General features: G+C 71.0%; 12 protein-coding genes. 6 read left to right on the top strand and 6 right to left on the bottom strand.

Annotated features, from left to right (window positions below; genetic code table 11):
* Positions 1 to 243 precede the first annotated feature (243 nt).
* The 4 genes from L3i22_RS14645 to L3i22_RS14630 all read left to right on the top strand — a co-directional run bounded on the left by L3i22_RS14645 (position 244) and on the right by L3i22_RS14630 (position 7,087).
* Positions 244 to 2,286 (top strand): immune inhibitor A domain-containing protein, encoded by a 2,043-nt coding sequence (locus tag L3i22_RS14645; RefSeq protein ID WP_255658229.1) that lies wholly within the window; start codon positions 244 to 246, stop codon positions 2,284 to 2,286.
* 189 nt (positions 2,287 to 2,475) lie between these two features.
* Positions 2,476 to 3,198, top strand: a complete 723-nt coding sequence (locus L3i22_RS14640; RefSeq protein WP_221327512.1) for a MerR family transcriptional regulator — start codon at positions 2,476 to 2,478, stop codon at positions 3,196 to 3,198.
* Between the two features lie 9 nt (positions 3,199 to 3,207).
* A complete protein-coding gene (locus L3i22_RS14635; protein WP_221327511.1) occupies positions 3,208 to 5,775 on the top strand; it encodes a VIT domain-containing protein in 2,568 nt (855 codons plus the stop codon).
* A gap of 379 nt (positions 5,776 to 6,154) precedes the next feature.
* Positions 6,155 to 7,087 carry an RICIN domain-containing protein gene (locus tag L3i22_RS14630; RefSeq protein WP_221327510.1) on the top strand — a complete coding sequence of 311 codons (933 nt, stop codon included), beginning with the start codon at positions 6,155 to 6,157 and terminating at the stop codon, positions 7,085 to 7,087.
* 195 nt (positions 7,088 to 7,282) lie between these two features.
* Here L3i22_RS14630 and L3i22_RS14625 read toward each other — a convergent pair whose 3' ends face one another.
* Positions 7,283 to 7,696, bottom strand: a complete 414-nt coding sequence (locus L3i22_RS14625) for a DUF2000 domain-containing protein (protein ID WP_221327509.1) — start codon at positions 7,694 to 7,696, stop codon at positions 7,283 to 7,285.
* A 50-nt stretch (positions 7,697 to 7,746) separates the two neighbouring features.
* Between L3i22_RS14625 and L3i22_RS14620 the strand changes: the two genes are divergently transcribed.
* Entirely contained in the window at positions 7,747 to 8,544 is a 798-nt protein-coding gene (locus L3i22_RS14620) for an AraC family transcriptional regulator (RefSeq protein ID WP_255658228.1), read from the top strand.
* A 338-nt stretch (positions 8,545 to 8,882) separates the two neighbouring features.
* Here L3i22_RS14620 and L3i22_RS14615 read toward each other — a convergent pair whose 3' ends face one another.
* The 5 genes from L3i22_RS14615 to L3i22_RS14595 form a co-directional block, all read right to left on the bottom strand.
* Positions 8,883 to 9,512, bottom strand: a complete 630-nt coding sequence (locus L3i22_RS14615; RefSeq protein WP_221327507.1) for a TetR/AcrR family transcriptional regulator — start codon at positions 9,510 to 9,512, stop codon at positions 8,883 to 8,885.
* A gap of 171 nt (positions 9,513 to 9,683) precedes the next feature.
* On the bottom strand, positions 9,684 to 11,264 hold the full coding sequence (locus L3i22_RS14610) for an amidohydrolase (protein WP_221327506.1): 1,581 nt from the start codon (positions 11,262 to 11,264) through the stop codon (positions 9,684 to 9,686).
* Positions 11,265 to 11,537: 273 nt separating this feature from the next.
* Positions 11,538 to 13,376 (bottom strand): L-lactate permease, encoded by a 1,839-nt coding sequence (locus L3i22_RS14605; protein WP_221327505.1) that lies wholly within the window; start codon positions 13,374 to 13,376, stop codon positions 11,538 to 11,540.
* Between the two features lie 189 nt (positions 13,377 to 13,565).
* The gene (locus tag L3i22_RS14600) at positions 13,566 to 16,112 is read right to left on the bottom strand and encodes a molybdopterin-dependent oxidoreductase (protein ID WP_221327504.1); all 2,547 of its coding nucleotides are present in this window, start codon (positions 16,110 to 16,112) and stop codon (positions 13,566 to 13,568) included.
* Positions 16,109 to 16,891, bottom strand: coding sequence for an FAD binding domain-containing protein (locus L3i22_RS14595; protein ID WP_221327503.1), 783 nt, complete (start codon positions 16,889 to 16,891; stop codon positions 16,109 to 16,111). The genes L3i22_RS14600 and L3i22_RS14595 overlap by 4 nt, the downstream gene beginning before the upstream one ends.
* 154 nt (positions 16,892 to 17,045) lie before the next feature.
* On the opposite strand from L3i22_RS14595, the gene L3i22_RS14590 reads away from it, so the two are divergent.
* On the top strand, positions 17,046 to 18,428 hold the full coding sequence (locus tag L3i22_RS14590) for a cytochrome ubiquinol oxidase subunit I (protein ID WP_221327502.1): 1,383 nt from the start codon (positions 17,046 to 17,048) through the stop codon (positions 18,426 to 18,428).
* The last annotated feature ends 9 nt before the right edge of the window (positions 18,429 to 18,437 follow it).

Below are 18,437 nucleotides of genomic sequence, written 5' to 3'. Positions count from 1 at the left end.
CGTCGCGGCCGGGATGTCATCCTGAATGACGGCCCGGCCAGGCCGAATGGATGACTCATGATCGACTGCGCGTGTTGAGGCCATTCGCACCTTTAGGCAGGTAACGTCCGCTTCGTGAATCGCACCGGTCTTGCCAGCTTTGCGGCACTCGTGGTAATGATCCCGTTCGTCACCAGCCCAGCCCACGCGCGGCAGCAGGGGTCGCCCGCGCGCGCCGTGGACGGCCACGCCGGGGTTCTGCCGGTGGACGACACGCGGGAGCTCACCCGTACCCACCTCGATCTTGATGGGAAAGCGTTGCCGGCGGCGCGTTATCGGCCGCAACCCACCGCCCGCCGCGCGCCGGCGGCGACGCCGCCGGTCGGCACCGTGCGGAGCTGGGTCGGGCTGGACGACACCGACAACGACCTGTATCGCAAGGACTACACACTGCGGGCGGTCGGCAAGCACATCGAGGTGTGGGTCGCGAAGGACGTCGCGTTTCCGGCGAACGACTGCCGCAAGAACGCCACCGAGGTGACCGACGCGCAGGTCGCGGACCTGGTCGACCAGTTCGACACGAACATCTATCCCAAGGAGACGGTGGCCTTCAGCACGCCGCCGGACCGGTCGGGCGCGAATCCGGGGATGGAGGGCGACTTCAGCGGCGACGGCGACAAGACCGTGACGCTGGTCGACAACGTCCGCGACGACAACTACTACCACTTCCCGGAGCGGCCGACCTACATCGCCGGCTTCTTCTCCGCGCAGCTCAACGAGTTGTTCGACCGCAACGTGATGACCATCGACGCCTACGACTGGCTGCACCGGCTCGGCGCGAGCCCGAAGAACGAGCCGACCGACGACCTGTGCACCAGCCGGCCGGGGCGCCCGCGAATGTACGAGGGCACGTTCGCCCACGAGTGGCAGCACCTGCTCGAGTACTACACCGACCCGAACGAGGCGGACTGGCTCAACGAGGGCATGTCCGACTATGCACAGACCCTCGTCGGTTACGTCGACGCGCGGATCGGCGTGCACCACTTCGGCTTCGACAGCCACATCGCCTGTTACCAGGGCTTCGGCAACGTCAAGACGACCTGGAACGCGAACCCACGCCAGTGCGGCGGCCCGCAGAACTCGCTGAACCTGTGGGACGAGGGCGACCCGAACGAGGTGCTGGCCGATTACGGCATCACCTATCAACTGATGATCTACCTGCGCGACCGGTTCGGGCCGAAGATCATTTCCGAGCTGCACCGGGACAAGGCACACCAGTCGCTCGACGCGCTGCAGACGGCGCTGCCGGCCCACACGAAACTCACCGACGTGCTGCACGATTACCAACTGATGACCCTGGTCGACAAGGAGGTCGGCGAGCCGGGCGGGATGATCTTCGGAGTGCCGCGCAACCGGGTCGTCTCGGCCGGGCTGCGCTCGACGGTCAACCTGGACAACCCGGCGACTTACGACAAGCCGGGCGCGGCGCCCAACGGCGCCGACTTCATCCGGCTGCGCGGCGATCTGCGGTCGGTGACCTTCGAGGGCGCGCGCACGCTGCCGCCCACCCCGCTGGCCTGGAAGATCGACTCGGACCTGCTCTTCTCCGGCAACGCCTCGGACCTCGACGAGACGGCCGCGCGGCAGGTCGAGGTGCCGGAGGCCGATCCGGTGCTGCGGTTCACCACCACCTACGGCATGGAGAAGGACTTCGACTTCGGCTACGTGACGATCTCCGACGACGGTGGCAAGACCTATGACGTGCTGACGGGCGACAACACCGTCAAGGGTCCGCTCGGCCCCGGACTGACCGGTCAGGTCGCCGACGTCAAACAGAGTTACGACCTCAAGGCGTACGCCGGAAAAAAGGTCCTTCTGGGTTTCCGCTACGTCAGCGACGCCGCCGTCAACCTCGGCGGCTGGCACCTCGGGGACGTGTCGATCGGCGCCAACAAGATCACGAGCGACTCGCTGGACGGATGGAAGTCGCCGACCCAGTGGTATCCCGTGGCCGTGCGCGGATGGCACGTGTCGCTGGTCGGGCTGGGGCGGCGCCGGGCCGCGGTGGTGCCGGTCCAGCAGGCGGCGCTGCTGCGCGGATACCCCAAGGTCGTGGCGATCGTGGCACAGGACGACCCGACCGGGACGGTCACCGAATACGCGCCTTACACCCTGACCGTGGACGGCGTCGTGCAACCGGGCGGCAGCCCGACCACGACCGACGTCGTCCCGGTCGCGGCGCCGACGCCCTCCGCGGGCGTGGGCACACCGGTCCCGGCCACGCCGAGCGCGGCTCCGCACTCCTGAATCGCCACGGCTGATCCCTTTGATCTGCCCGCCACCGGACCTCGGGTCCCGCGTGGCGGGCAGATTCGTTTGTGCGGCATCGCCGCGCTTCCCGGCCATCGACCATCGCCTCCTGCCGCCGTTCGGGCACGCCGCCATCCTGCCACGAAACATTGACACTGTCACGATGACAGTGTCAGAATCCTGGGCATGTGGACGATGGAGGAGCTGGTCGACCGGGTGCGCACCGCGCTCACCGCGGAATACTCCGGCGCGCCCAACGGCCGGGTCCGAGATCTGCCCGACCCCCGGTCGATCCGGTGGTATTCGACGATCGGCCTGGTCGATCGGCCTCTCGGCACCCGCGGCCGCAACGCGCTCTACGGGCCACGGCACCTGACCCAGATCGTCGCGATCAAGCGACTCCAGGCAGCCGGGCGCACCCTCGCCGAGATCCAGGCGGAGCTGGCCGGGGCCTCGGCGGAGGAGCTGACCGAGCTGGCCCGGGTGCCGGCCGAGTTGCTCAACACCGACGGCCCGGCCGATCCCCCCTCCGCATCGGAACGCCAGCCGTTCTGGAAGGCACCGGCAGCACCCGCCTCCCCACCGGAGCTGACCACCGACTGGGCCTTCCCCACCCCGGCCCCGGCCGGCCCCCCACTCCACGACCTTCCCAAAGACCAATCAACCCCCCATTTGGGTACGAGGTCAGCCCCGCCCCCAACCACACCGGACGTGCCCCCGCCCCCGGGCGATCCCGGCGCGCTGCTGCTGGGCGGCACGGATGCGCTGCTCACCGGGGTTCCGCTCGGCGCCGGCGTGATCCTGCTGGTGCCCGGCGCCCTGCACCTCGACCTCGCCGGCCGTGCCGAGCTCGCCGCCGCTGCCCGCCCCCTGCTCGACCTGCTCGCATCCCGTGGGCTCCACCGATAGGAGAGATCTGTGATCATCTACGTCAATCCGATGGGCCCGGGCGAGCTGGAGCGGCTGCCGCATCTACCGGAGGCCGGGTTCGGCACGATGCGCACCAGCGCGGGCAATCTGCCGCTGGAGCGGCTGGACGTGCAGGGCGCCATCCACGGCCTGGTCGCCCGCACCGAGGTGACCGCCGAGTTCGTCAACACACACGACACCGCGCTCGAGGCGACCTATGTCTTCCCGCTGCCCGACCGGGCCGCCGTCACCGGCATGACGATGACCGCCGACGACCGCACGGTCACCGCCGAGCTGCAGGAGCGCGGGGCCGCGCGGGAGCAGTACGACCAGGCCATCGCGGCCGGTCAGCGCGCGTCGATCGCCGAGGAGGAACGGCCCGACGTCTTCACCATGCGGGCCGGCAACATCCTGCCCGGCGAGCGGATCGTGGTCCGGCTGTCGCTGGTCGGCCCGCTGCCCTATGAGGACGGCGCGGCCACCTTCCGGTTCCCGCTGGTGGTGGCCCCGCGCTACATCCCCGGCGACCTGATAGCGGGCCCGTCCGCGGGCGACGGCCAGGCCGCCGACACCGACGCCGTGCCGGACGCGTCCCGGATCTCCCCGCCGGTCCTGCTGCCCGGCTTCCCGAACCCGCTGCGGCTGTCCATCGGCGTGACCGTCGACCCGGCCGGGCTGGAGCTCGGCGAGGTCCGGTCCAGTCTGCACACCGTCGCCGAGCAGGACGGAAAGCTCCAGATCGCCCCGGGCGAGCGCGCCGACCGGGACTTCGTGCTCCGGCTGTCCTATGCGCCCGGCGGCCAGACCGCCGTGGCGGTGCCCGACGGGGAGGGCGGCGAGGGGACCTATCAGATGGTCGTGCTCCCGCCGGCCGAGACCGCGGCGCCCCGCCCCAAGGACGTGGTGCTGCTGCTCGACCGTTCCGGCAGCATGGGCGGCTGGAAGATGGTCGCCGCCCGGCGGGCCGCGGCCCGGGTCATCGACACGTTGACCACGGCCGACCGGTTCGCCGTGCTGACCTTCGACCATCAGGTCGAGCGGCCGGACGGGCTGGAGGCGGGGCTGAACGAGGCCACCGACCGCAATCGGTACCGGGCCGTCGAGCACCTGGCCCGCGCCGACGCCCGCGGCGGCACCGAGCTGCTCTCCCCGCTGTCCACCGGGCTCGGCCTGCTCGCCGACAGCACCGGGCGGGACCGGGTGCTGGTGCTGGTCACCGACGGGCAGGTGGGCAACGAGGACCAGATCGTCCACGAGGTCACCCCGCTGATCGGCGGCACCCGGCTGCACACGATCGGCATCGACCGGGCGGTCAACGCCGGCTTCCTCGGCCGCCTCGCCGCGCTCGGCGCCGGCCGGGCCGAGCTGGTGGAGAGCGAGGACCGGCTGGACGAGGCGATGGAGCACATCCACCGCCGGATCGGCGCGCCGCTGGTCACCGGCCTGTCGATCGCCGGCGACGGGTTCGCGCCGCTGGACGGGACGCGCAGCCCGCACCGGCTGCCGGGGCTCTACCCGGGGGTGCCGCTGGTGATCACCGGGCGATACACGGGCACCGCCACCGGCAGCCTCACGGTCACCGGCCGGACGCGGAACGACAAGGAGTTCCACACCACGATCGCGGTGCGGGAACAGGCCGAGACGGCGATCGTCAAGCAGTGGGCGCGGGCACGTCTGCGTGACCTCGAGGACGCCTACGCGGCCGGTGACCGCACGCTGGAGCGACAGATCGTGGATACGTCGCTGCGGTTCGGGGTGCTGTGCCGGTTCACCGCCTACGTGGCGGTCGACGAGCGGGTCGTCAACGAGGGCGGCAAGGTCCGGAAGGTCACGCAGCCGGTCGAGATGCCGTCCGGCTGGGAGCCGCCGGCGCCGCCGATGTCCGTCGGGATGGTGCTGGCCTCGGCGCCCTCGCCGTTCCCCGACGCGGCGATGCCGGCCCGGTCGGCGATCTTCCCGCCGACGCCGCCCGCGCCGGGCGGCCCGGCGCCGAGTGCGCCGCGTTTCGCCCCGGCCAGCGCCGCGGATTCGAGCGGCCCGATCTTCCGGAAGGCCGCCGGGCGGCTTGAGGACGATCCACTCGACCAGTCCGACACGACGCGGTACCGGTCCCGGCCGGACGCCGGCGCACCTACCGGTGGCGCGCCGGCCGGCAGCCCGCCGCCCAGCAGCCCGGTGGCCGGCGGCCCACCGCCCAGTGCCCCGATGACCCGTGGCCCGGTCAGCCGCGGCGCGGCGCGCGGCTTCGGGCGGTCCCGGCGGACGTTCGAGGATGCGGCCGGGGTCTCGCTCGACGACGTGCGGGCGCTGGCCACGGTCGAGGCCGAGCGGCTGCGGGAGGCCGCCGGGCGTCCCGACTACGAGCGGCGTGACCTGCTGGAGGATCTGGCGAGCCGGCTCACCGTGCTGCTCACCCCGCTGACCGGCGACGAGGTCGAGCCGCTGCACGGCCTGGTCACCCTGCTCGGGGGCGACGCGCCGCTCGACGAGAAGTGGTCGGCGGCGCTCCAGGTCCTGACCGCCTTCGGCACGGCGACATCGCCGAAGGCAGAGACCAAGCCCTTCTGGAAGCGCTGACCCGCCGGGTGCCCGGCCGCCCGCAGCAGGGCGATCCGGACACCCGAGCAACCCCGGCCGCCCGCAGCAGGGCGATCCGGGCGCCCGAGCAACCCCGGCCGCCTGCGGCCGTGCGACTCAGGCGGCTCGGCAACCCGCGCAACCGGGCGCCCGGGCGGGCTCGCAGCCCGGGACCGCTGGAAGAAAGTGAGAGGGGTATTGAGGGTGCGGCTGGGCGTGGTTTCGGGTGCGTAGTGGCTGGTCGGGCTGGGTGGGCGGCCGCTCAGGCTGGATCATGGGCGGACCGGACGGGGGCCGGGTCGGCCGAACGGGCCCCGCGCGGGACGGTGGCTGCCGGTAAGTTGGTCCATCGATCGCTGTTCTGGGGGTGTCTCTGTCCGTGAACGACGAGGATTTCGGCGACGACCGGGACCCGTTGCTGGTGCGTCCGTTCCTGGTTCAGGACGACGTGCCCGGGGAGCGCACGGCATCGGGCGCCACCTGGCCGTCCGGCGCAGCATCGGACTCGGCGACACAGGTGCTGCCGGTGTACTCCAACGACGTGAGCAGCAAGCCGAGAACGCGACGACCCAGGCGGCGGACACTGCTGGTGGCCGGGGTCGGCGCGGGCGTGGTGACGGTGCTGGCCGTCGCGGGCTACACCGCGCTGCGGCCCGACTCCGACCTGTCGCTGTCCGCGGATCTGCCCGGCCCGTCGTTCCCGGTGGTCACCGGGCCACCGGTCGCGTCACCCTCGGCCGAGGCCGGCGCGGCGGACGGCACGACCGGCGACGGTACCCAGTCCGATGGCGATCCCGGACAGAACGACGGCGGCGCGACGGTCACCACACCGAAGACCAGCGCCGGGTCGAAGTCACCCAAGGCGACGACCGGCTCGACGGCGCCGAGCGGTGCCGCGTCCGCCCAGCCGAACGCACCGGCGCTGGCCCCGTCCCCACCGAAGCTCGGCACCGGCACGCTGGTCAGCGGCAACGGCCTGTGCCTGGACCTAGCGAACGCGATCCCCGTCGACGACAACGTGATCCAGGTCTTCGACTGCAACCAGACCGTCGCACAGGTGTGGACCCTCGCCGACGACGGCACGCTGCGGGTGATGGGCAAGTGCGCGTTGCTGGTCGGCGACGACACCGTTCATCTGACCGGCTGCGACCACCGGACGACCGCCCAGTGGCGGGCGACCGGCGACCGTCAGCTGATCAACGCCGCCAACAACCAATGCCTGACCGACCCGTCCGACGGCTCCCGGCCCGGCACCCGGGTCGTGGTCGTCAAGTGCACCGGCCGCTCCAACCAGAGCTGGTCGATGCGTTAAGCGCCCGGGTGCCCCGGGCTGAGGCCTTGGCTCGCTGGTCCGGTCCCTCGGAATGCCTGCCCGGGTCGAGCCGCCCGCACGCCGGCATCACCGCGAGCATCTGCGGGGCCCTCGGCGTTCAGCTACCGGTTCCGCACGGCGAGCGCGCACGTCAACCGTGCCAAGCGCGCACGTCAACCGCGCCGAGCGCGAACGTCAGCGGTGCATCGAGGCGCCCTTGAGGATCTTGTCGACGGCGTTCCGCGGCCCGTGCACGGCCAGGCCGACCAGGTCCAGCGCGGCGGTGGGCACGGCTCGCACCGCGGCCCGGTTCGCCGCGTCGTGGCCGGTCGCGAAGAGGTCCGACGTGAAGATCGACATCCGCACGCCGCGGGCCAGCGCCTTCTCGTGCGCGCCGGTCAGCAGCTCCTTGCCGCCCTCGAAGACCAGCACCGGCTGGCGGAACATCGGCAGGTACTCGACGTCGCCGCCGTCGACGTAGTTCTCCCCGAGCAACTCCGGCTCGGCCGAGGCCAGCCCGGAGACCAGGAAGGCGGTGACGTTCAGGCGCTGCCAGACGAGCAGGTCGTCACGGAGCAGGACGGCGATCTTGGTAGTGAATCCGGTCATGCCACCCATCGTCGACCGGCCACGACCTGCGGGTCTTGTACGATTTTGACGTGCCGCCGGGCCCCTCGATCCACGCGTGGCGACCTCCGCTGGACGGTGTCGTCGAGGTCCTGCACGCCCGGTTCGGGTCACACGCCTACCCGATGCACGCGCACGACGCCTGGACGTTGCTGCTGGTCGATGCGGGTGCGGTCCGCTACGACCTGGATCGTCACGAGCGTGGCGCGTTCGGCGAGTTGGTCACGCTGCTGCCCCCGAAGGTGCCGCACAACGGCACGGCCGCCGATCGCCACGGCTTCCACAAACGGGTCATCTACCTGTCCCCGGAGCAGTTGCCGGAGCGCTTGATCGGCGCGTCGGTGGACGCTCCCGCGCTGATCGATCCCGGACTTCACCGGATGATCTCCACGGTGCACCGGCTGTTGCGCTCCCCCGGCGACGAGCCGGCCGCGGATGATCTGCTCGCGGTGTCCCTGGAACGCCTGCGGACCCGACTGGCCTCGCAGGCCGCGCCGCCGCCGGACACCGGAGCCGCCCGGAGCCTCCGTGACCTGTTGGAGTCGCATCTCGTGCCAGGCATCTCGCTGCGGACCGCGGCCGATCAGCTGCACTTCGCCCCGGCGCACCTGGTCCGCAGTTTCCGCCGCGAATACGGGATGACCCCACACCAATACGTCATCTCCCGCCGGGTCGACCTCGCCCGCCGCCTGATCGTTTCCGGCCAGCCGCTCCCGTCAGCCGCGATCCAGAGCGGCTTCTACGACCAGCCCCACCTGATCCGCCACTTCAAACGCATCCTCGGCACAACCCCGAAAACCTTCCAAAACCCCCGATTCGGTACGGAGTAAAGCCGCCAGCCCCGGACCAGCCGCCCGGAGCCCGGTGCCAGCCGCCCACCACCCCGGCCAGCCGCCCGCCACCCGGGCCCGCCACCCGGAGCCCACCGCCTGCCGGCTGCTGCCCGGAGCCCGCCGCCGCCCGCAGGCCGCTGCCCGCCGCCGGCGAGGGCGCACCCCGCCCACCCAGGCCCCACGCCCCTCGCGGAACCCACAACCATCCGCACAGGGCCCACCCTCCCAGGGGAAAGCGACCACTCACCATTCTTCCGAAAAGCCACAAGATCATGTCGGCAGCCTGTGGATAACCCTCCAGTGTGGATAACTCCCAGAGGCCCTCCGAACAGGCTTTACTTGGCAGAGCCCTCGACCAGCGACGCCAACCCGGCAAGGAGGATCCGCAGACCGATCTCGAAGGACCGGGCGGACCGATCCCCGGCCCGGGCCCGACTGACCCGGATGGCGGCGCCCAGTGCCGACTCCGGATCCGGCGACGCGGCCCACACGTCGATCGGCGCCCCCGCGTCCAGGGCCGAGCCCAGAATGAAGCAGTCCAGGATGGTGACGGCATGCAGCAGGTTCTCGGCGCCGAAGCCGGCGTCCCGCAACACCCGGGCCAGGCCCTCGTAGCCGGCCAGGGTGCGCGGATCGGTCACCGTCTGCGCGGTGAGCAGCGGCACCACCTTCGGGTGCAGTGCGAAGCTCGCGCGGTAGTCCTGGGCCCAATCCGCGGCGGCCTGCCGCCAGTCCGTGCGGCCCGCGTCCACCACCAGGACCTCGCCGGCCAGCAGTCCCCGGATCGCCTCGATGATCGCCTCCCGGCCGCCCGGGAAGTGGTGATAGATCGACGACGCGCTGACGCCAAGCACCTTGGCGAGGCTGGGCAGCGTGAACGTCCCGGCCTCGTCGACCAGCGTGAGGGCGGCGCCCGCGATCTGCTCGCGGGACAGGAGCGGGGTGGTCGGACGGGGCACGGTCACCGACCGTACCGAAAGGCATGCCACCCCGCACCAACCGCAAGAAATACCGCCGACCGCAACCAAACGCCAGCACCAACCGCAAGAAATGCCACCGACCGCGGCCCAGCCCCGGCACCGGCCGCAAGAAATGTCGCCGACCGCGACCAAGCCCCGGCCGCCGACCACGGCAAGTCACCCACGATGGGCGACCGTGCCGCCGACCACGGTCAGTGGCACCGGCGACTCCGCGAACTCGTCCGGATCCGCCGCCAGCGGATCCAGCCCGAAGACCGACAGGTCAGCGCGGAAACCCGGAGCGATCCGCCCCGAGTCCGGCAGCCCCGCGGCCGCCGCGGCCTGGGTCGTGTATCCCTCCAGCGCCATCCGCGCGGTCAGCGCCTGCTCGGGCAGGACCGGCGAGGTGGCCGGCGATCCGGCCGGGCGCCGCAGCCGGGCGGCGGCCAGGATCCCGCGCGGGTCGAACGGGGCGATCGGCCAGTCCGACCCGAGGGCCAGCCGAGCACCCCGATCCCGCAGGTCACGGGCCCGAAAGGCCCGGTCCGCACGGACCTTCCCCAGCCGACGCGACCAGTTGTCGCTGTGATCGGCGCGCGTGTAGTGCGTGCAGTGCGTCGGCTGCATGCTCGCGGTCACGTTCAGCTCGGCGAACCGGCCGATCAGGTCGCCCGGCATCGTCTCCAGGTGCTCGATGCGGTGCGGGACCCGCATCCGCGGCAGCCGCTCGAAGGTGTCCAGCACGTAGCGGATCCCGGCGTCCCCGATCGCGTGCGTCACGATCGGCACCCCGTGCCCGGCGAGGTGACCGGCCGCCGCGGCATATTCCGCCGGGTCCGGCCAGAAGCAGGCGGTCGACTCCCCGTGCGTGTCCGGTTCGTCCAGCCAGGCCGTTCCACCGTCGACGGTCCCGTCGATCATGAATTTGGCGCCCTCGACCCGCCACCGGCGCCCGCGCAGCCGCTGCTGCTCCACGACGTGCGGCAGCGAGGCGCCCGGCATCACGAACGGCGCACACCGCCACCGCACCGGCAGTTCCCCGTCGGCTTCCAGAGCGCGGAACAACTCGAGCGAGTCCTCCTCGAAGTCCATCGCGTTCGCGCCGGTCAGGCCGGTCGCCGCCATCCGCGCCAGCAGGTCCCGCAGCCGCGCGACCCTTTCGGCGAACGCGTCCACCGGCAGGATCTCCCGCACCAGTTCGACCGCTTCGAGCTCCAGCAGGTGCCCGGTCGGCCGCCCGCCGCCGTCGCAGACCACGCTCGCGCCGGAGCAGAACTCGCGCGGCCCGGCGATCCCCGCCAACTCCAGCGCCCGCGGGCTGACCAGCGCGGAGTGCGCGTCGAACAGGCTCAGGAAGACCGGCACGTCCGGCCCGACCGCCTCGACCAGCGGCGCGAACGTGATCGGCGCGCCCGCGAAGGCGTTCGGGTCGAGCCCCCACCCTTCGAGCCATCCGGTCCCCCGGGCCGCCTTCAAGATCAACTTCAAGTCATTGAGCGTACGGACGGTGGACAGGTCCACCCCACGCGTCATCCCGATCCCCGTCACGGGGTGGGCATGACCGTCCACGAGTCCGGGCGTCACCGTGGCCGCGCCCAGGTCGAGCACCTCGGTCGCGGGTCCGCGCCACGCCCGGGCGTCGGCCCGGTCGCCGATCGCGGTGATGCGCCCACCGGCGACGGCGAGTGCGGTCGGTCGCGGACCGGGCACCATGGTGTGGATCCGGTCCGCCATCAGGATCAGGTCGGCAGCGGTCATGACGAGCCCCCCTTACTGACGGCGGTCATACGCTTACTTCTCCCATGGCTACCGCCCCCGGCACAGTCAGGTTCAGTCCTGCGGGTGCCGACCTGGCACGAAACGCCAATTCGGCGCCGCGGTCACCACCACGAAGGTGATGCCGGCGGCGCCGAGCGCTCCGACCTTGAGCCCGGCCGTCCACCCTCGTCACGAGGCGTCACATTAACCGAATGTCATTCGGTTAGTGAAGACATGGCGGCGGATCTTCGAGCGCGGAACAACCGGGGAGAACTATTCGGTGGGGACCATCCACGACAGCACGGGCGTGCCCTGCAGGGTCACCAGCACGCACATGAAGAGCAGCAGGACCACACTCCAGAGCACCACCTTGCGGAAGATGTCACCCTCGCGGCCGGCCATCCCTACCGCGCCGGCCGCGATCGCCAGGTTCTGCGGGCTGATCATCTTGCCGAGCACGCCGCCGGACGAGTTCGCGGCGGCGAGCAGCACCGGGTCCAGGCCCGCCTTCGCCGCGGTCTGCACCTGCAGCGCGCCGAACAGGGCGTTCGACGAGGTGTCCGAACCGGTCACGGCGACGCCGATCCAGCCGAGCATCGAGGAGAGGAAGACGAAGACGCTGCCGGCGGTGGCCAGGAACGCGCCGAGGGTGTTGGTCTGGCCGGACTGGTTGAGCACATAGGCCAGCGCGAGGACCGCCATCACGGTGACGATCGGCTGACGAAGTTCCGCATACGTGCGGCCGTAGGCGCGCACCGCCGCACCCGGGCGGATTCGCAGGACGAACGCAGTGATCACGCCCGCGATGACCATCAGGGTGCCGGCAGCCGGCAGCCAGCCGAAGGTGAAGTTCGTCGACGACAGCGGCTTGCCGTTGGCGCCGAGGATATCCAGGCCGGGCCATTTGAAGACGACGGTCCAGGGCTCGTCGGCCAGGGCGTCCTTGATCGGGCCGAGGTTCGCGATCGCGAAGATGACAATAATGATCAGGTACGGCGCGTAGGCGCGGACAACCTCAGCCGGCGCGTCCCGCCGCACGGCCGTCCGAGCCCCACCCCCGTCGCCGGTCGCCGCGGCCCCACCGACACCCCGCACCGAACTTTCCGCAGCGCCGCCAGCGCCCCGCGCCGAAGTTTCCGCAGCGCCACCAGCATCCCGCGCCGAAGTTTCCGCAACCGCGTCCGCACCCAGACCCGAAGTTTCCGCAGTGCGACCAGCGCCCGGCGCCTCCGCGAGGGCCAGGTCCGGGGTCTCCGACGGCTGCCAGACCCGCAGCAGCAGAACCACCGCGGCGGCCGCGGCCAGCGAAGCGATGATGTCCGTCAACGGCACCGAGATGTAGTTCGAGGCCACGAACTGCCCCACCGCGAAGACCACTCCCGCGACGATCGCCGCCGGCCAGGTCTGCCGGACCCCGCGCCGCCCGTCCACCACCGCGACCAGTACCAACGGCACGACCACGGCCAGGATCGGCGTCTGCCGCCCGACCATCGCCCCGAGCGTGTCGGCGTTCAGCCGCGGGTCGTTCCCCGCCCCGGCGGCCACCGTCCCCAGCGTCGTGATCGGCGTCGCCAGCGCCCCGAACGCCACCGGCGCCGTGTTCGCGATCAGCGCCACGCACGCCGCCCGGACCGGCGGGAACCCGAGCGCCATCAGCATCACCACGGTCACCGCGACCGGCGTACCGAATCCGGCCAGCGCCTCCAGCAGCGCCCCGAAACAGAACGCCACGATGATCGCCTGGATCCGCATGTCCGGACTGACCCGTTCCATCGACCGGCGCAGCACGTCGAAATGCCCACTCACGACGGTCAGGTTGTAGACCCAGATCGCGTTGATCACGATCCAGAGGATCGGGAAGAACCCGAACGCCGCACCCTCCGAAGCCGACAGCAGCGCCTGCCCGACCGGCATCGAGTACACCGTGACGGCCACGATCAGCGCCACCACCAGGGAGATCACGCCGGCCAGCCAGGCGCGCGCCCGGAACACCCCGAGCAGCAGGAACAACGTGAGCAGGGAGAGAACGGCAAAGATCGCCGAGAGCGCCACGGAGTCCGCGACGGGGTCGGTCACGATCTGAAACTGTTCCGCAAGGACAAGATCCGCCATGGCAGCCATCCAGGAACGTCGATCACCTTCCCCGCAATCTAATCGCAAACCCCCCGCAATGAAACCGCTGACCGAGACGCAATGCATCCGCCGCCCGAGACACAATGCGGGCCGCCGCCCGAGACACAATGCGGGCGGCCGGGGCGGGCTATCGCGGGAGAGACCCGGCCGGGACCGGGCGGCGCGGGTTCAGTGGCTGTCCTGGATGGCCTGCCAGATGCGGTCGGCGGTGAACGGGATGTCGGTGAGGCGGAGGCCGATGGCGTCCCGCAAGGCGTTGGCCAGGGCCGGCGCGACCGGGTTGTACGGACTCTCGCTCATCGACTTCGCGCCGAGCGGCCCGATCTCGTCCCGGGTCGAGGCGAAGTGGACCTCGGTGTACGGCGTGTCCGCGAACGTCGGCAGGTGATACTGCCGGAACGTAGTCGTGGTGACGTGCCCGTTCGCGTCCAGGTCGACGTGCTCGGCGAGGGTCGCCCCGAGCGCCTGCGCCACCCCGCCCTCGATCTGCCCGCGCAACTGCAGCGGGTTCATCACCGTCCCGGCGTCCGCGCTGTGCACGCTGCGCAGGATCCGCAGCTCCCCGGTCGCCGGGTCGACGGCGACCCGGAACCACTGCGCGTTGAACGCCACCGACCGCGGCGTCCCGTCGAAGTGCCCGTGCCCGACCGTGCCCCCGGAGGCGACCAGCGCCCGGGCCGCCCGCAGCACCGCCTGCCCGGCGACCACCACCCCGGTGGAGGCGAACGCCCCGGTGTCGTGCCGGACCACGTCGGTGTCCGACTGCCGGATCACGATCTTGTCCGGCGTGGTGCCCAGTTCGTCGGCGGCGATCTGGGCGTGCACGGTCGTGCTCCCGTTCCCGAATTCCGCGGTCCCGACCGAGAGCTCATACCGCCCCGCACCCAATGCCCGAATTGTCGCATCGGCAAAGTGCCCACCGGGCGGCCCGGCAGCGATCATCGCGATCGCCATACCCTCACCGACCAGCCAACCATCAGGCGCTATGTCAGCAATTTCGCTACATGTCCGCATTTTCTGCAAGCACTGATCCAGCCCGTACGAAGCAATCCCGAGATCCTCGACGTGCTCCCCGGGAGCCGCCAGATCATCCCCGGCCCGAACCACGTTCAACTCCCGAAACCTGACCGGATCAATCCCGATAAGTCGTGACAACTCGTCTAATACGGACTCAACCGCGAACGTCACCTGCCCCAGCCCGTACCCGCGAAAAGCCCCGGCAGGCACGGTGTTGGTATACACCGCATGCGCATCTGTCCGCATATTTGCGCACTTATACACTGCGACCGATTCATGACACCCGTGGAACATCACCGACGGCCCATGGTTCCCGTAAGCCCCGGTATCCACCAGCACGGACAACTGCAACCCGGTCAGCAGACCATCCCGCCGAGCCCCCGCCTTGACCGTCACCACGAACGGATGCCGAGTGGTCGCCCCGTAGAACTGCTCCGACCGGGTGAACTCCCACTTCACCGGCCGCCCGGTCCGCAGCACGGCCAGCGCCACCAGGTCCTCGACGAGCATCTCCTGCTTGCCCCCGAACCCACCCCCGACCCGCCCCGCCATCACCCGCACCCGATCGAGCGGCAGGTCGTAGAGCGACGCCACCGCCCGCCGGGTCAGGAACGGCGTCTGCGTGCTGGACCGGATCACCAGCCGCCCGTCCTCGTCCAGCCACCCCACCGCCCCGTGCGTCTCCAGCGCCGCGTGCTGCACCCGCGCGGTCCGGAACGTCGCCTCGTACACCTCGTCGGCCGCCGCGAACCCGGCCTCGATGTCGCCGAGCGACGCGTGCAGCTCCCCCACCACGTTCCGGCCCCGCTTGTCCCCGTGCACCAGCGGCGCGTCGGCGGCCAGCGCGGACACCGGGTCCAGCACGGCCGGCAGCGGCTCGTACTCGACCCGCAGCCGGCGGCAGGCCTCCTCGGCGGCCGCCTCGCTCGACGCGACGACCGCCGCGACCCGCTGCCCGGCGAACCGCACCACCTCGTCGAGCACCCGGGTGTCCGCCGGGTCCTCGGCCACGTTCTCGTGCTGGGCGGTGGAGAACAGCCGGTCCGGCGAGTCCTTGTGGGTCAGGATCAGCTCGACCCCGGGCACCAGCATGGCCGCGGCGGTGTCCACCGCGACGATCCGGGCGTGGGCGTGCGGCGAGCGCAGCACCTTGAGGTGCAGCACCCCGGGCACGTCGAGGTCGAACGTGTACCGCGCGGTCCCGGTCACCACCTGCGGGCCGGCCGGCGCGCCCAGGGCCGAGCCGACGGCCGGGCCGGATCGGGACACGTTGCACTTCCCGGCGACGGCGTCCGCGACCGCGCGGTAACCCGTGCACCGGCAGAGGTTGCCCTTGAGCGAACGGGGCAGGTCGGAGCGTTGCTCCTCGGTGAGCGCGGCGGTCGTCATGATCAGACCCGCCGTACAGAATCCGCATTGAAATCCTTGTGCGGACAGGAACGCCTCCTGCACCGGGTGCAGGTCCTCGGGTGTGCCCAGACCCTCGATCGTGGTCACCGAGCGGCCCTGCGCGCGGAACGCCGGGTAGACGCACGAGTGCACCGGCTCGCCGTCGATGTGCACCGTGCACGCCCCGCAGTCACCGGCGTCGCAGCCCTTCTTGACCCCGAAGCAGCCCTCCTCGCGCAGGTAGGTCCGCAGGCACTGGCCGGGCCGGGGCGCACGCTCGTGGGCCGTTCCGTTGATCTCCACGCTCATGCGCTCAGCTCCACCCTGATCTGCTCCGCGAAATACCTGGTCAGATGCGCGCGCCAGACCGGCCGCCCGTGCACGTCGTCGGTCCAGGCCTCCGGCGGGATGGCCGCGAGAGCGGTGGAAAGCTCGGAGGGCACCGCGGAAAACCGGAAAACCCAGGGGCGGCGGGTGGCCGCGGTAACCGTCAGCTCCAGGCCGCCGTCCTCACCCAAAACCCCGATGAGAAGTACGGCCGATCGCCCGTGCCGATGCAGCGATCCGCGCCGGAAGGCGGTCCGCCCTCGCAGCGCCGCCCAGGGCAGAAAGATCGACCGCAGGAGCTCCCCGTCCCGGAGCAGGGTCCGTCCGTCGTCAACCACGAAGTCCGCGACAGGCACAGACCGCTCCGCACCCGAAGCGTCGATCAGCAGGCAGACCCCGCCGAGCGCCGAGCACAGCGAGATCATCGGCCCGGCCGGCAACGCCGAGCACAGGTTCCCGCCCACCGTCGCGACGTTCCAGATCTTGAACGAGGCCAGGAACGAGTGGCAGCACTGCCCGGCGATCGGGTACTCGCCGAGACCGCGGTACAGCTCGGCGACCGTGCAGGTCGCCGCGACCTCCACGCCGTCGTCACGCACGGTCAGCGCAGGCCACCCGGCCGACGGCAGGTCGAGCAGCCGGGAGATCGATGGGCGCGGCTCTCCGAAGAGCGCCGTCCCCCCGCCCAGCCAGGCGTCCCCGGGTCGCCACATGCCGGGCTCGGGCGCGCTGATCACGTCGGTCACCGTGTGCAGGTCCACGTTTTTACGCTACGCGCCGTGTGTTTCCGCTCTTGGTGTTCTTCCTGTCCGTCGTGAACCGGGACCTTCCGCGGTCCGCACTCGGGACCTTCGGCCCTGATCGACCGGTTTCCGCTGGTCAAGGCTCAGGGAGACGTTGCGGAAAGGATCTTCGGTGGATGCGCTCGACCTATCGCGGTGGCAATTCGGAATCACCACCGTGTACCACTTCATCTTCGTTCCGATAACGATCGGGCTCTCGGCCCTGGTGGCGGGCCTGCAGACCGCCTGGGTCCGGACGGGTAAGGAGCACTACCTCCGGGCGACGAAGTTCTGGGGCAAGCTGTTCCTGATCAACTTCGCGATCGGCGTGGTCACCGGCATCGTGCAGGAGTTCCAGTTCGGGATGAACTGGTCGAACTACTCGCGGTTCGTCGGCGACGTCTTCGGCGCCCCGCTCGCCATGGAGGGCCTGCTGGCCTTCTTCCTGGAGTCGACGTTCCTGGGCCTGTGGATCTTCGGCTGGGACCGGCTGCCGAAGCGCGTGCACCTGGCCACGATCTGGACCGCGTCGATCGGCACGATGCTCTCCGCCTACTTCATCCTGGCCGCGAACTCCTGGATGCAGCACCCGGTCGGCTGGCGGATGGGCGCCGGGCGGGCCGAGCTGACCAGCATCGGCGCCGTGCTGACCCAGAAGACCACGCTGGTCACCGTCCCGCACACGCTGACCGCCTGCTTCCTGACCGCCGGCGCGCTGCTGCTCGCGGTCTCCGCCTGGCACCTGCGCAAGGGCCACCAGGAGGAGGTCTTCCGGCCCTCGCTGCGGCTGGGCGCCTGGGTGGTGCTGATCGCCGGGCTGGGCGTGCTGATCACCGGGGACGTGCAGGCCCGGGTGATGACCGAGCAGCAGCCGATGAAGATGGCCGCCGCCGAGGCGCTCTACGAGACCACCGGCTCGGCCTCGTTCTCGGTCTTCACGATCGGCTCGCTGGACGGCAAGGAGGAGGTCTGGAGCGTCCGGATCCCGTCCCTGCTCTCGTTCATGGCCACCGGCGGCCCGTCCGGCACCGTCGAGGGGATCAACGACCTGCAGGCCGAGTCCGAGCAGAAGTACGGCCCGGGCGACTACACCCCGATCGTCCCGGTCACCTACTGGTCGTTCCGCCTGATGATCGGCTTCGGCGGGCTCGCCATGCTGGTCGCCCTGCTCACCCTCTGGTCCAACCGCGGCGAGCGCCGGCCGAAGGGCCGCTGGCTGTGGATCGCCGGCGTCACCACGGTCGCGATGCCGCTGCTGGCCAACTCGTTCGGCTGGATCTTCACCGAGATGGGCCGCCAGCCGTGGACGGTGTTCGGCCTGTTCAAGACCGCCGGGTCCGGATCACCTTCGGTCTCCACGGGCGAGGCCGCGACCGGCCTGATCGTGCTCACCGTGCTCTACGGGATTCTCGCGGTGATCGAGGTCGGTCTGTTCCTGAAGTACGCCGGCGCCGGCGCGCCCGAGATCCCCGCACCGACCGACGAGGCCGACCGGCCGCTCGCCTTCGCGTACTGAGCTGAGGGA

Origin of the sequence: Actinoplanes sp. L3-i22, assembly GCF_019704555.1 — a bacterium.
Classification (GTDB): Bacteria; Actinomycetota; Actinomycetes; order Mycobacteriales; family Micromonosporaceae; genus Actinoplanes.
The sequence above is the reverse complement of the archived record's forward strand: the minus strand, read 5'-3'. Positions and strand labels throughout refer to the sequence as shown.